The following is a 15,379-nucleotide window of genomic DNA, read 5'->3' on the forward strand; positions in this document are numbered from 1 at the left end:
TTTAAAACTAGAAATCTTAAAATTTCATTTATTTTTGCAAGTCTATGATTACACAAGACCAACTTAAAGATATTTCTACAAGAATTGAAAAACTAAAATCTTACTTAGAGATTGATAAAAAACTGATTGAAATTGCCAATGAAGAAGAAAAAACGGCAAATCCAGATTTTTGGAATGATCCAAAAGCTGCAGAAGTTATCATGAAGGAATTACGTTTTAAGAAAAAGTGGGTTGAAGATTACAATAAAGCAATTTCTTTAAATGAGGATATTAATGTTTTATATGAGTTTTATAAAGAAGGTGAAGTTGAAGAAAATGAAATTGGAGAGCAGTTTGAAAAAGTAAGTACTTTTTTAGAAGATATTGAGTTTAAAAACATGCTTTCGGAAGAAGGTGACTCTCTTTCTGCAGTAATACAAATTACCGCTGGTGCTGGAGGGACAGAAAGTTGCGATTGGGCAGAAATGTTGTTTAGAATGTATACAATGTGGGCAGAGAAACAAGGTTTTAAACTAAAAACATTAAACTACCAAGCTGGAGATGCTGCTGGAATAAAAACGGTTACCGTAGAAGTTGATGGAGATTATGCTTTTGGTTGGTTAAAAGGTGAAAATGGTGTACATAGATTGGTAAGAATTTCTCCATTTGATTCTAATGCAAAACGTCATACAAGTTTTGCTTCTGTTTACGTTTATCCTGTTGCAGATGATTCTATTGAAATTGAAATAAATCCGGCAGATATAGAAATTACAACAGCACGTTCTAGTGGTGCTGGTGGACAAAATGTAAATAAAGTAGAAACAAAAGTTCAATTACACCACAAACCATCGGGAATTCAAATTCAATGTTCTAATTCTCGTTCACAACATGATAATAGAGCAACTGCTTTACAAATGCTTAAATCTCAATTATATGAAATTGAGTTGCAAAAACAACAAGCTGCAAGAAATGATATTGAGGCTAATAAAATGAAAAACGAATGGGGAAGTCAAATAAGAAATTATGTAATGCATCCTTATAAGTTAGTAAAAGACGTAAGAACTGCTCACGAAACCGGAAATGTAGATGCAGTTATGGACGGAAATATAAATCCATTTCTAAAAGCTTATTTAATGTTAAATGGGCAAAAATCTAGTAATCAATAATCAAAACTTTACAATAATGATAAAGATATACCATAATCCACGCTGTTCTAAATCTAGACAAGGTGTAGCATTTTTAGAAAATACAGGAAAAGAATTTGAAATTGTAAAATATTTAGATGTAATTCCGACTGAAAAAGATTTATCAGAAATCATAAAAAAATTGGGTTCTACACCTATTCAGTTGGTTAGAAAAAATGAAAAAATATGGAAAGAAAATTATAAAGGCAAAGAGCTTTCTGATTCTGAAATTGTTACTGCTATGATAGAAAATCCTAAACTAATCGAACGTCCAATTATTATCAATAATAACAAAGCAGTAATTGGCAGACCTACCGAAAATATTGATTCTATAATTTAGTTTTAACTTTTTTAAATTTTCTTTAACTTTTATTTAACTAATAAAGATTAAACTTAATATGAACTTTGCTGTCTTAATATGAGATAATCAGCCAAAAGACACAAATGAAAAAAATTACACTACTATTATTTTTCTTATTAACATCAACCTATTTATTAGCTCAAACAGGAGATCAAATTTCCATTACAGGTAAAGTAATTGATGCTAATACAAATCAACCTTTAGAATACGCAACTGTAGTTGTTAAAAACACCAAAACACAAGCTGTATCTGGTGGCATTACAGATATGGACGGATCTTTTAAAGTAAATACTGCCAAAGGGAATTATGAAATAAGTTTTGAGTTTATCTCTTTTAAAACTCAAAAATTTCCTGTACAATCAATTACAACTAACAAAGATTTAGGTATTATAAAACTAGCAGAAGATGCGAGTAGCTTAGATGAAGTTGTATTGATTGCAGAAAAATCTACTGTAGATATTCGTTTAGATAAAAAAATCTACAATGTTGGTAAAGACATGACTGTAAAAGGTGGTTCTGCTTCTGATGTTTTGGATAATGTACCTTCTGTGGATGTAGATGCAGAAGGAGCTGTAAGTTTAAGAGGTAGCGAAAATGTTAGAATTTTAATTGATGGAAAACCTTCTGCCTTAGTTGGTTTAAGTGGTGCAGATGCATTAAGACAATTACCTTCTGATGCTATTGAAAGAGTTGAAGTTATTACTTCTCCTTCTGCAAGATATGATTCTGAAGGAACTGCCGGAATTTTAAATATTATTTTAAGAAAAGGTAAAGCTAACGGTTTTAATGGTTCTGTTAACGCAACTGTTGGAGACCCAAGAAATTATCAAGCAGGTGTTAATTTAAATCTTCGTACAAATAAAATAAATCTTTTTTCTAACCTAGGTTACAGAGATACAGGTAGCCCTGGTGTATACGATTCTGATATTACTTATTTAACAGACGGAAGCATAGATAGTGTTAGAATTGAAAATAGAGATAACAATAGATATCAAAAAGGTCTTAATGGTAGTCTTGGTTTAGAATATTTTATTAATGATAATAGTTCTATTACTGGAACCATTTTTGCTAGAGATTCTGACGGAGACAACGTTTCTATTAATAATATAAGTTCTTTTGATCCTAATGGAATTAATTTATACAATTCTACTCGTATACAGGATGAAGACGAAGAAGACCAAACTCTACAATTCTCTTTAAATTACGTAAATAACTTTAATGATAAAGGACATAAATTATCTGTAGATCTACAACACAGTAAAAGTGAAGAATTTGAATCTGCAATTATTACAGATACAAATCCAGAGACAAATACAACTGATGAAATTTCTTATGATGATCTTGTTCAGGCAGATTATGTTTTACCTCTTGGAGAAAACTCTCAATTTGAAGCTGGTTATCGCGGTAGTTTTCAAGAATTAACATCAGATTATATTGTAATAGCACCTAACTTAGATCCTGAATATAATCCTTCTAATAACTTAGAGTTCAATCAAAATGTAAATGCATTTTATACACAATTTGGGAGTAAAATTAATAAGTTTTCTTATTTATTAGGTTTGCGTGCAGAAATTACAAATATTGACATTAAATTACTTAACACAAACGAAAACTACGATAAGAAATATACAGATCTATTTCCTACTTTAAATTTCGGATACGAATTAAACGAAGATCAAAGTTTTACTTTAGGATACAGTAGAAGATTAAGAAGACCTAGATCTAGATATTTAAACCCTTTTGAAAGTAGAGAAAGTGAAGTTATTTTTTCTAAAGGTAATGTAGACTTGGATCCAACTTATACAAATTCTTTCGATTTAGGATATTTAAACAAATGGGGGAAATTCACTTTAAATTCATCTATTTATTATCAACACTCTATTAACAATATAGAAAGAGTTAATAGACAAGAAACAAGAATTATTAATGATGAAATTACCAATGTTTTAGTAAGACAACCTATTAATTTAGCATCAGAAGATAGAGCCGGATTTGAATTTACAGCAAACTATAATGCTACACAAAAAATAAAATTATCTGGTAGTTTTAACTTCTTTCAATTTGAAACAGAAGGGGACTACTCTTACAATTTAACAGATCTTACAACAGGAGAAATAACAACTGTTACACAAGACTTTGATACAAAAAGTGATTCTTGGTTTACACGTTTCGATGCAAAAATCACATTACCTTGGGATATTCAATCTCAAACAAGAATATTTTATAGAGGTCCTAAAAATGACGCTCAAAATGATACAGAAGGAATTTTATCTGCAAACCTTGCTTTTAGTAAAGACATCTTAAAAGACAAAGGAACACTTGTACTTAATGTAAGTGACCTTTTTAACTCTAGAAAATACCAAGTTTCTGCTTACTCACCAAGTAGAGAAGATCCTACAAATATTTCAAATCAAACGTTTCAAAGAAGAATGCGTCAAATTTCTTTAACTTTTACTTACAGATTCAATCAACAAAAGAAAATGGAGAAAAAAGGAGATCCAGAAGAGAGAGAAGAAAATGAAGGAGATGGAGATTTCTAAACCTGAGAAATAAATTTTTCTGATGATTACTTAAAAAGTATTCATCAAAAAAAAAAGGCTTATCAACTAATTAGTTGATAAGCCTTTTTTTTTAATTAACAAGTCCTTTATCAAAAGAAATAATAGTAGTTTCTTATAAAAATAAAAAACTCGCTCAATTTAATTGAGCGAGTTTTTTTATAAAATATGTTTCAAAAAAAACTACTTACCCTCTGCAGCTTTTTTAGCTTCTTTTTTTAACTTCATATTTTCCCAAATAGTTCCACCTATCCAGTAAGGAACTACAAATGTTAATAAGAATATTAACAACCAAAAACCAGCTGTAAAAATAAACATGAATAAAACTAATCCTGAAAATTCTGAAAAATCTAACATTTGTATATTTTGAAAAATTATAATAGCAAAAATAATATTTATTTTTAATAATTAAGCATCAAAATAATATTTTTTTATAAACTAAAAATGACAATTATCAACCAAGAGTAATAATTGTTTTTTGTAAATTTGTTTATCTAAAATTTACACACTAATTATGAAATATCGAATAGAAAAAGATACTATGGGTAACGTAGAAGTTCCTGCAGATAAATATTGGGGAGCACAAACAGAACGTTCTAGAAACAACTTTAAAATTGGTGCTTCTGCGTCTATGCCATTAGAAATTGTTTACGGTTTTGCTTATCTCAAAAAAGCCGCTGCATATACAAATACAGAATTAGGTGTTTTAGCTTCAGGAAAAAGAGATTTAATTGCACAAGTTTGTGATGAAATTTTAGAAGGAAAATTAGACGATCAATTTCCTTTAGTAATCTGGCAAACAGGTTCTGGTACTCAATCTAACATGAATGTTAATGAAGTAATTGCAAACAGGGCGCACGAAATTGCTGGTAAAGTAATCGGAGAAGGTGAAAAAACGATTCAGCCAAATGATGATGTAAATAAATCGCAATCATCAAACGATACTTTTCCTACTGGAATGCATATTGCTGCTTATAAAAAAATTGTAGAAACTACAATTCCAGGTATCACACAATTAAGAGATACTTTAAAAGCAAAATCAGAATTATTTAAAGATGTTGTTAAAATTGGACGTACACATTTAATGGATGCTACTCCACTTACTTTAGGTCAAGAATTCTCTGGTTATGTAGCTCAGCTAAACTTCGGTTTAAAAGCTTTAAATAATACTTTAGAACATTTATCTCAATTAGCTTTGGGAGGGACTGCTGTTGGTACAGGTTTAAACACACCTTCTGGTTACGATGTTTTAGTTGCTAAATATATTGCAGAATTTACAAAATTACCATTTGTAACAGCTGAAAATAAATTTGAAGCTTTAGCTGCACATGATGCTTTAGTAGAAACTCATGGCGCTTTAAAACAAATTGCAGTGTCTTTAAATAAAATTGCAAATGATATTCGTTTAATGGCTTCTGGACCAAGATCTGGTATTGGAGAAATTATTATTCCTGCAAACGAACCTGGTTCTTCTATTATGCCTGGTAAAGTTAATCCAACTCAATGTGAAGCCATGACAATGGTTTGTGCACAAGTTATGGGTAACGATGTTGCTGTAACTGTTGGTGGCGCTCAAGGTCATTATGAGTTGAATGTTTTTAAACCAGTTATGGCTGCAAACGTTTTACAATCTGCTCAACTAATAGGTGATGTTTGTAAATCTTTTGATGAGCATTGTGCTGCTGGTATTGAGCCAAATCACTCAAGAATTACAGAATTAGTTAATAATTCTTTAATGTTAGTTACAGCTTTAAATACTAAAATAGGTTATTACAAAGCTGCGGAAATTGCAAACACTGCACATCAAAACGGAACTACTCTAAAAGAAGAAGCGGTACGTTTAGGTTATGTTACTCCAGAACAATATGATGAATGGGTAAAACCAGAAGAAATGACTGGTAGTTTAAAATAAAAATATTAATTTTACCATCTCTTAAAAGCTGCATAATATATGCAGCTTTTTTTTGGCTAAAATAAATAATCATAAAATTAGAAAATGATGATGAATACACACGAAGAGTTTATGAATGAAGCTGTAAAAGCAGCTTTAAAAGGAATGAATAATAACGAGGGGGGACCTTTTGGATGTATCGTTGTAAAAGATGGAAAAATAATTGGTAGAGGAAACAATAAAGTAACTTCTACAAATGATCCAACGGCACATGCAGAAGTAACTGCTATTAGAGATGCTTGTAAAAATATTCGTTCTTTTCAACTAGATGGCTGTATTATTTATACATCTTGCGAGCCTTGCCCTATGTGTTTAGGCGCCATTTATTGGGCAAGGCCAGATAAAGTCTTTTATGGAAGTAATCAGCATGACGCTGCTAATATTGGTTTTGATGATGAGTTTATCTACAAAGAAATTCCATTGCCATATGAAAAAAGAAGTATTTCTTTTGAACAAATAGGTAGAGAAATTGCCTTAGAACCATTTAATAAATGGTCAGAAAAGCAAGATAAAACAGAATATTAAATATATATATAAGATACCAAATAAGAGTAGTAAAGGTGTCAATATTAAATTGACACCTTTATTTAACGTTTAAATATGGATGTAATTTTAGAAAAGACATTTTTCTTTTTCTCATTTTCATGATAACCATTACTGTATTTTCCATAACCGTAGCCGTAGCCATAACCGTAGCCATAACCGTAACCATATTTATTTTTAAGTGAAAAATCATTTAAAACATAACTAATATTAGCAACCTCTCTATTTCTATATTTATTATCAATCATTCTCATCATACCTTTTTCAGAATATCCTTGGCGAATAACATACATAATAGCATCAGCATATTTAAATAATTCTAATGCATCAGAAACTAAACCTACAGGAGGAGTATCAATAACTATATAATCATATTTTTTTTGTAAATCTTTAATCATTTTATCAGCAATATCATTTAATAATAATTCTGATGGATTTGGAGGTATAGGGCCTGATAAGATTAAATCTAAATTTGGTACTTTAGTTGGTAAAATAATTTCATCTAAAGTTTTTTGATTAATTAAATGGTTTACAACTCCTATTTCATTAGTAAAGTCAAAATCATCATAAATCTTTGGTTTTCTTAAATCTAAACCTAAAAGTACTGTCTTTTTACCACTCATAGCAAATACTGTTGCCATATTAATTGAAATCATCGTTTTTCCTTCTCCACTAACAGAAGATGTTAACACTAAAGTCTTCGAGTCGTCTGATTGAGCATTTTTAAATAAAAATTGAATATTGGACCTTAAAGCTCTGAAGGATTCTGCTACAGAAGATTTTGGCCTTTCGAAAACAGCTAAATTATTTTCACCTTCATTTCTGCCAACAACACCTAAAACAGGTATAGCATAATTATTTTGAATATCATCAGTTGTATGAATTTTATTATCTAAAATTTCTCTAATAATTATATAAAATAAAGGAATAATTATACCCATCATTAAAGCTACCAAATAGTTAAACTCAGGTATTGGATAGTTTGGAGATTGTCCTAAATCCTTAGCCTCATCTATTATTTTTACATCTGATACATTTGCTGCTATTGCTGTACCTGCTTCATAACTTTTTTGCTTGAGATAATTATAATTAGCTTCTGAAATTTCATAATTTCTTTGAAATTTTATAAGTCCTTGTTCTTTTTTTGGAAACTTTTTTAACTGATTATTAGATTTAGATAAATTATTATTAATTTTTTTAAGTTTACTGTTATTTATTGTTTTTAAATTTGAAATGTTTTCATATAGATTATTCTCTGCAATAGAAATTTCTGAATTTAATTTAATTAAACCAGGGTAATTTTCAGTAACCGTTCTTTTTAAACTTTCTCTTAATGTAGATTTTTCAATAAGAACTGTAATTTCAGAAGCTATTTTTTGATCTTGAATAGTTATTAATGCAGGAATAGGTATTCCTTCTGAATACTGATTATGTGATAAAATGTATGTTTTTAAATTATCTAAATAATCATTATATTGTATAATTTCTTTTTTCTCTTTTTCTAACTCTAAAGTTTCCTCATAAATTCTTGCTCCTTCTGCAGATAAATCAAAAATATTATTACTCTCTTTATAAACACCTAATTCCTGTTCTATTCTAGCAAGACTATCTTGTTCTTTTATAAACAAGTCATCAATATAGCTTTTAGTCCTTCTTGCATATAAAATTTTCTGCTCTTGCTTATCAATTTCTAAAACTTTTACAGTTGTATTTAAATAAGTTTCAATTCTTTTTTTATTAGAACCTTTTAAAGATAATTTTATAAGAGATGCTCCATCAACTAAATCCTGGACGCTTACATTTCTGTATGAAGCTACAGTTCCGTCAAAACTACCAAAACTTATATAAAAGACTTCTCCTTTAGTAAACTTCTTAATTTTATTTATTGAAAAATTTAAAAAAGGGGTATCAACATCTTCATCAACTATATATTCTTTAGAAAAACTTAATTCATTAGACTTAAATTGACTTTTAATATTACTATCATAAACTATTAAATCATCCATACCAGATTCATTAAAGTTAAATGATAAATTATATTTATTTTGATCAGTAATTTCAATTTTTAAAAGTTTACCATATAACTGTGGTTTATCAGTTTTAAGGTTTACCACAAATGGTGTATATCCATATACATCTTCTTTTCTATACCTTCCTTCCTTTAAATAATTAATGAAAAAATTCAATTTTTTCACCACTTTTTCATTATGAGACCTAGAGCCTAAAATAACTTTTATAGTCTCAACTTCGTTACTAGAACCTCCCCAATTAAAAGCAATGTTTGTACCAGTTGAAAATAATGGATTACTCTCTTTTTTAACAGAAATTACTGTCTCTAAGCTATATCTCTTTTGTTTGTATCCATTCATAAAATTAGCTATGACCAAAGCTATTACTATAGTTACAAAAAAAAGTTTCCAATGAGAAATAACCTTATATATATAACCCTTTATATCAAATGTATTATGACCAATATCAAAGTTATCTTTTATTTCGTTTTCCATATAAGTAATTATAAATTCCTAGCTAAAACAAAAGTAGAAGTTAATAATGTAAAGACTGATATTATTGTTGTTACAGTTTGAAGTCCTGTTGTACCTGTTCCCCATGATTTTTGTTTTAAAGGAACAACATTTATGATATCATTAGGTTTAATATAAAATACTTCTGAATTGAAAGCATTTATATCGGTTAAATCAATATAATACTTTTCTGTTCCGTTAACTGAATTCCTAATAATTTCTACATTTTTTCTATTACCCACTATTGTAATATCTCCTGAATTAGCTATTGCATCAATAATAGAAACCTTATTTTGAGCAATAATTTTTGGCCCTGGATTTGCTATTTCTCCTATGATAGTATACTTAATACCTGATAATTTAACTGAAACAAATATACTTTTATCTGTCTTTATATATTTCTTAATCTCGTTTTCTATTTTTTTTCTTACTTCTAAAACAGTATAACCTAAAACGTTAATTTCACCTAAAGTGGGCATCCTGATGTTTCCGTAACTATCAATACTATAATCTAACAAATAACTAGAACCCGACTCAAAACTCTGACCAGAAATTGATTGAGATGCAATATTGGTTTCTTTTTGAAAAATATAAACAAGTTCCATATCATCTGATTTAATATCAATATTTAATATATCATCAACTTGTAATTTATAAGGAATGTCATTTATTCTTTTAATTTCTTTTTTTTCAATTGGTTTTCCTTGTAAATAAATTAAATCTTTACTTGGCACACAGGAAAAGGCTAAAAACATAGCCAAGAATAATAAAAAGTATTTTTTCATTTTTAAAGTAATCTTCGAAATAGTGACAAATATACTTTTTTAAAAGTGATATTTTATAATAATATTTTACTTTCGTTTTTTTTTATAATATGATACATATTACAATAACTTACTTAAAGTTTCTTTTGAAATCATCAAATCAACATGGAGTTCACTCTCCTTTTGTATACCATTTAATAACTAAATGTTTTTACAAAAAAACAAACAAAAACCTATTGTATTCATTCAAAAAAACGAAGAAACAATTATTAGACAATAAAAAAGTTATAAAAGTCACAGATTTTGGCTCAGGTTCTAAAATTTTTAAATCAAATGAAAGAAAAATATCTAAAATTACCAAAATAGCAGGTATCTCAAATAGAAAAGCACAACTTTTAATTAATATTGTAGGTTACTTTAAACCTACTTATATTCTAGAAATTGGTACTTCTGTGGGGTTAGGAACTTCTGCTATTAAAATTGCTAACAAAAATGCTTCTATAAAAACATTAGAAGGTTGCACAGAAACTAGTAAAATAGCGAACGATTTATTTAATAAAAATAAATTTAGTAATATAAATGTTATTAGTGGTGATTTTAAAACAACACTTCCTGATGTTGTAAAAAATAATCAATTTGACTTCATCTATTTTGATGGTAACCATACTAAAAAATCAACCTTACATTATTTTAAAACTTGCTTAGAAACAGTAAAAAATGATTCCGTTTGGATTTTTGATGATATTTATTGGAGTACAGAAATGAAAGAGGCATGGGCAGAAATAAAAAAACATTCTAGAGTTACTGTTACAATAGATGTTTTTCATTTCGGAATTGTTTTTTTCAGAAAAGAACAAGCAAAAGAACATTTTAAAATTAGAGTTTAATAATTTATAAAATCTTAAACTTTGTAACTTTGCTAAATACTATATCTCTTTTACATGAAAATTTACACAAAAACCGGTGATACTGGCTTAACATCTCTATTTGGAGGAACAAGAGTAAAAAAATACAACTTACGCATAGAAAGTTATGGAACAGTGGACGAATTAAACTCCTATATCGGTTTAATTAAAGATCAAAATATAAATAATTCTATTAAAAATTCTCTATTAAAAATTCAGAACGAATTATTTACATTAGGAGCAATGTTGGCTACACCAATTGAAAAAGAAACTTTAAAAAATGGAAAAGAAAGGTTAAATATTCCTAAAATTGATGATGAATCTATTATTTTTTTAGAAGAAGAAATTGATAAAATGAATCAAGACCTTGAGCAAATGACTCATTTTATTCTTCCTGGAGGTCATCAAACAGTGTCATTCTGTCATATTGCAAGATGCATTTGTAGACGTGCAGAACGCATATCTGTTGAGTTACAAGATCAAGAAACAATAAACGATAACATTATAATATATTTAAACCGACTTTCTGACTACCTTTTTGTGTTGGCACGAAAGTTGTCTAAAGACTTATCAGTTGAGGAAATTAAATGGATTCCTCAAAAAAAATAACACGTTCTTTTTTTATCGATTTAAATAAAAATTAAATTTTAATTTGGCCTAAAAATCAGTAATTTATAGTCTGTTTTAAAATTTAAAATTTACTTAACAGTAAATTTCTTAAAAAAGACTTGTATAATTCAGTAAAAAAATTATTTTTGCACAAAATTAAACATTAAGAAATGTATTGGACATTAGAATTAGCATCATATTTAGCAGACGCACCTTGGCCAGCAAGTAAAGACGAATTGATTGATTATGCTATTAGAACTGGAGCTCCTTTAGAAGTTGTAGAAAACTTACAGGATATAGAAGATGAAGGTGATGCATATGACTCAATTGTTGAAATTTGGCCTGATTATCCAGAAGAAGATGATTATCTTTGGAATGAGGATGAATACTAAAAAAACAGCATAAAAATATAAAGTCTCTAAGGAGGCTTTTTTTTTGTTTTTGTCTTAAATTTAAGAAAGTATTTTACACTAGTCGATAAAATTTAATTTTCAATTGAATTAACGCAGTTATATAAATAACTGAAAAACACATATATAAATGAATATTTTAAATTCAGTAATTAAACTTTTTGTAGGCGACAAGCAACAAAAAGATTTAAAAGGTTTACAACCTGTAGTAGAAGATGCTAAAAAATTTGAGCAAGTATTGTCTAAACTTACTCATGATGAATTAAGAGCTAAAACAATAGAATTCAAAGACAAAATTAAATCTGCTACAAAAGAATTTAACGATAAAATTACTGCTTTAGAAGAAGAAGCAAAAAATGCAGATATAAATCGTCAAGAAGATATTTATACAGAAATTGATGCTTTAAAGGACGAAGCTTACAAAATATCTGAAGATACTTTATTAGAAATAATGCCAGAAGCTTTTGCTGTTGTAAAAGAAACTGCCAAACGTTTTGTTAAAAATGATGAAATAGAAGTTACAGCAACTCCTTTTGATAGAGAAATATCTGCAGAAAGAGATAATGTTACTTTAGAAGAAGACAAAGCTTATTGGGCTAATTCTTGGGATGCTGCAGGTAAACCTGTTACTTGGGACATGATTCATTATGATGTTCAGTTAATTGGTGGATCTGTTTTACATCAAGGTAAAGTAGCAGAAATGATGACTGGAGAAGGTAAAACATTAGTGTCTACCTTACCCGTATACTTAAATGCTCTAACAGGAAATGGTGTACATGTTGTTACAGTAAACGACTATTTAGCAAAACGTGATAAAGCTTGGATGGGACCAATTTTTGAGTTCCACGGACTTTCTACCGACTGTATAGATTATCATCAACCAAACTCTGATGCTCGAAGAAAAGCATACAACGCAGATATTACTTACGGTACAAACAACGAATTTGGTTTCGATTATTTACGTGATAATATGGCAAGCTCTAAAGACGATTTAGTACAAAGAGCTCCAAATTATGCGATTATTGATGAAGTTGATTCTGTTTTAATTGATGATGCAAGAACTCCTTTAATTATTTCTGGGCCAGTAGCACAAGGAGACAGACATGAGTTCACAGAACTTAAACCTTTAGTTGCAGATATTGTTTCTTTACAAAAGAAGCATTTGGTTGGTGTTTTAGCCGAAGCTAAAAAATTAATTACAGAAGGTAATGAAAAAGAAGGAAGCTTTTTATTACTAAGAGTTTATAGAGGTTTACCAAAGAACAAAGCCTTAATTAAATTCTTATCTCAAGAAGGTATCAAACAAATTTTACAGAAAACTGAAAACTATTATATGGCAGACAACAATAAGTTGATGCCAGAAGTAGATGAAGATTTATGGTTTGTTGTTGAAGAAAAAAACAATCAAATCGATTTAACCGATAAAGGGATTGCTCATTTATCAGAAAAAACACAAAACGATACTTTCTTCGTTTTACCAGATATTGGTGTAAAAATTGGAGAAATAGATAAATCCGATGCAACTGTAGAAGAAAAAACTTCTAAAAAAGAAGAATTATACAAAGACTTTAGCATAAAGAGCGAACGTATTCATACAATGAATCAACTATTAAAAGCATACACTGTTTTTGAAAAAGATGTTGAGTATGTTGTTATGGAAAATAAAGTAATGATTGTTGATGAACAAACGGGTCGTATTATGGACGGTCGTCGTTATTCTGATGGATTACACCAAGCAATTGAAGCAAAAGAAAATTGTAAAATTGAAGACGCTACTCAGACTTTTGCTACAGTAACATTGCAAAACTACTTTAGAATGTATCGTAAACTTTCTGGTATGACAGGAACTGCGATTACAGAAGCTGGTGAATTATGGGAAATTTACAAATTAGATGTTGTAGAAATACCTACAAACAAACCAATTCAAAGAGACGATAAAGAAGATTTAGTTTATAAAACAGCTAGAGAAAAATACAATGCTGTCATAGAAGATATTGTAAAATTAGTTGCACAAAATCGTCCTGTTTTAGTAGGAACAACTTCTGTAGAAATATCAGAATTATTAGGTAGAATGTTACAAATGCGTAAAATTCCTCACAATATATTAAATGCAAAATTACACAAGCGTGAAGCAGATGTAGTTGCAGAAGCTGGTAAACCCGGTGTTGTAACGATTGCAACAAACATGGCGGGTCGTGGTACAGATATTAAATTATCTAACGAAGTTAAAAAAGCCGGTGGTTTAGCAATTGTTGGTACAGAACGCCATGATTCTAGACGTGTAGATAGACAGTTAAGAGGTCGTGCTGGTAGACAAGGTGATGTTGGATCAACTCAATTTTATGTAGCTTTAGATGACAATTTAATGCGTTTATTTGGTTCTGATAGAATTGCTAAAATGATGGATAAAATGGGATTAAAAGAAGGTGAAGTAATTCAACATTCTATGATTACCAAATCTATCGAAAGAGCTCAAAAGAAAGTTGAAGAAAATAATTTTGGTATTCGTAAGCGTTTATTAGAATATGATGATATTATGAACTCTCAACGTGAGTTTGTATACAAAAGAAGACGTCATGCTTTAGATGGTAAACGCTTAAAAGTAGACATTGCAAATATGATTTATGATACTTGCGAGTCTATCATAATGGCAAATAAAGCTTCTAAAGACTTTCAAAATTTTGAATTTGAATTGATCCGTTTCTCTTCAATGACTTCTCCTATTTCTGAAGAAGATTTTAATAAATTAACAGAAAAAGAGTTAACCGATAAGTTGTATGATTTTGTAGCAGAACATTATAAAAACAGAATTGAGAGAAATGCCGTTTTAGCTTATCCTGTTATTAAAGAGGTATACGAAAATGAAGGTGATAGATACGAAAGAATTGTAGTACCTTTTACAGACGGAATTAAATCTTTACAAGTTGTTACCAATTTAAAAGATGCCTACGAAAGTGAAGGTAAAAGTTTAATCACAGATTTTGAAAAAAATATCACTCTAGCAATTATTGATGAGAATTGGAAAGATCATTTACGTAAAATGGATGATTTAAAACAATCTGTACAAAATGCATCTTATGAACAGAAAGACCCTTTGTTAATCTATAAGTTTGAAGCTTTTGAGTTGTTTAAAATAACAGTTGATGAAATAAATAAAGAAGTATTATCTTTCTTGTTTAAAGGAGAATTACCAGTACAAGACAGAGCACAAATATCTGAAGCACAACAACAAAAAAGAGAACGTTTAAATACAAGTAAAGAAGACGTACAAAACTCTACAGAGCAAGCTATTGAAAATTCTCGTCAACCAAAATCTGAACCTGTTGAAACAATTGTTCGCGATCAACCAAAAATTGGAAGAAACGAACGTGTAACAATCAAGAACGTAATGAGTGGTGAAGAAAAACAAGTGAAATTTAAGCAAGCAATTCCTTTAATTGAAAAAGGAGAATGGGTTATAGTTAGTAACTAACATAAAAACTTCTTTTCTTAAAAAAAGTAAAAAATCTGTTTAGATACTTTCTAAACAGATTTTTGTATTTTAGATAAAATTTAAATTGCTTAATATGAAAATATAAAACAATTATTCTTAA

General features: G+C 28.9%; 12 protein-coding genes. 9 read left to right on the forward strand and 3 right to left on the reverse strand.

Annotation, left to right across the window (positions count from 1 at the left end):
• The first annotated feature begins 44 nt into the window (after positions 1-44).
• The 3 genes from prfB to ACJJVY_RS03685 all read left to right on the forward strand — a co-directional run bounded on the left by prfB (position 45) and on the right by ACJJVY_RS03685 (position 4,064).
• On the forward strand, positions 45-1,145 hold the full coding sequence (prfB, locus tag ACJJVY_RS03675) for a peptide chain release factor 2 (protein WP_405605279.1): 1,101 nt from the start codon (positions 45-47) through the stop codon (positions 1,143-1,145).
• 16 nt (positions 1,146-1,161) lie between these two features.
• The gene (gene arsC / locus ACJJVY_RS03680; RefSeq protein WP_405605282.1) at positions 1,162-1,503 is read left to right on the forward strand and encodes an arsenate reductase (glutaredoxin); all 342 of its coding nucleotides are present in this window, start codon (positions 1,162-1,164) and stop codon (positions 1,501-1,503) included.
• 104 nt (positions 1,504-1,607) lie between these two features.
• Positions 1,608-4,064, forward strand: a complete 2,457-nt coding sequence (locus ACJJVY_RS03685) for a TonB-dependent receptor domain-containing protein (RefSeq protein ID WP_405605284.1) — start codon at positions 1,608-1,610, stop codon at positions 4,062-4,064.
• Positions 4,065-4,265: 201 nt separating this feature from the next.
• Here the strand turns inward: ACJJVY_RS03685 and ACJJVY_RS03690 are convergent, their stop codons facing one another.
• On the reverse strand, positions 4,266-4,439 hold the full coding sequence (locus ACJJVY_RS03690) for a hypothetical protein (protein ID WP_165733463.1): 174 nt from the start codon (positions 4,437-4,439) through the stop codon (positions 4,266-4,268).
• A 157-nt stretch (positions 4,440-4,596) separates the two neighbouring features.
• Here ACJJVY_RS03690 and fumC point away from each other — a divergent pair, with 157 nt between their 5' ends.
• Positions 4,597-5,994 (forward strand): class II fumarate hydratase, encoded by a 1,398-nt coding sequence (gene fumC, locus ACJJVY_RS03695; protein ID WP_405605287.1) that lies wholly within the window; start codon positions 4,597-4,599, stop codon positions 5,992-5,994.
• 90 nt (positions 5,995-6,084) lie between these two features.
• On the forward strand, positions 6,085-6,558 hold the full coding sequence (locus ACJJVY_RS03700) for a nucleoside deaminase (protein ID WP_405611581.1): 474 nt from the start codon (positions 6,085-6,087) through the stop codon (positions 6,556-6,558).
• Between the two features lie 62 nt (positions 6,559-6,620).
• Here the strand turns inward: ACJJVY_RS03700 and ACJJVY_RS03705 are convergent, their stop codons facing one another.
• On the reverse strand, positions 6,621-9,080 hold the full coding sequence (locus ACJJVY_RS03705; protein WP_405605289.1) for a polysaccharide biosynthesis tyrosine autokinase: 2,460 nt from the start codon (positions 9,078-9,080) through the stop codon (positions 6,621-6,623).
• Positions 9,081-9,088: 8 nt separating this feature from the next.
• Positions 9,089-9,883: a polysaccharide biosynthesis/export family protein gene (locus tag ACJJVY_RS03710; RefSeq protein ID WP_405605291.1), complete on the reverse strand. Its 795-nt coding sequence runs from the start codon at positions 9,881-9,883 to the stop codon at positions 9,089-9,091.
• A 215-nt stretch (positions 9,884-10,098) separates the two neighbouring features.
• Between ACJJVY_RS03710 and ACJJVY_RS03715 the strand changes: the two genes are divergently transcribed.
• The 4 genes from ACJJVY_RS03715 (at position 10,099) to secA (ending at position 15,258) form a co-directional block, all read left to right on the forward strand.
• Positions 10,099-10,749 (forward strand): O-methyltransferase, encoded by a 651-nt coding sequence (locus ACJJVY_RS03715; RefSeq protein ID WP_405605293.1) that lies wholly within the window; start codon positions 10,099-10,101, stop codon positions 10,747-10,749.
• A gap of 54 nt (positions 10,750-10,803) precedes the next feature.
• Positions 10,804-11,376 carry a cob(I)yrinic acid a,c-diamide adenosyltransferase gene (locus tag ACJJVY_RS03720; RefSeq protein ID WP_405605295.1) on the forward strand — a complete coding sequence of 191 codons (573 nt, stop codon included), beginning with the start codon at positions 10,804-10,806 and terminating at the stop codon, positions 11,374-11,376.
• Between the two features lie 170 nt (positions 11,377-11,546).
• Positions 11,547-11,768 carry a DUF2795 domain-containing protein gene (locus ACJJVY_RS03725; protein WP_405605298.1) on the forward strand — a complete coding sequence of 74 codons (222 nt, stop codon included), beginning with the start codon at positions 11,547-11,549 and terminating at the stop codon, positions 11,766-11,768.
• A 148-nt stretch (positions 11,769-11,916) separates the two neighbouring features.
• Entirely contained in the window at positions 11,917-15,258 is a 3,342-nt protein-coding gene (secA, locus tag ACJJVY_RS03730; RefSeq protein ID WP_405605300.1) for a preprotein translocase subunit SecA, read from the forward strand.
• Positions 15,259-15,379 lie beyond the last annotated feature (121 nt).

The organism is Polaribacter sp. Asnod1-A03, from assembly GCF_045063585.1.
Taxonomy (GTDB): domain Bacteria; phylum Bacteroidota; class Bacteroidia; order Flavobacteriales; family Flavobacteriaceae; genus Polaribacter.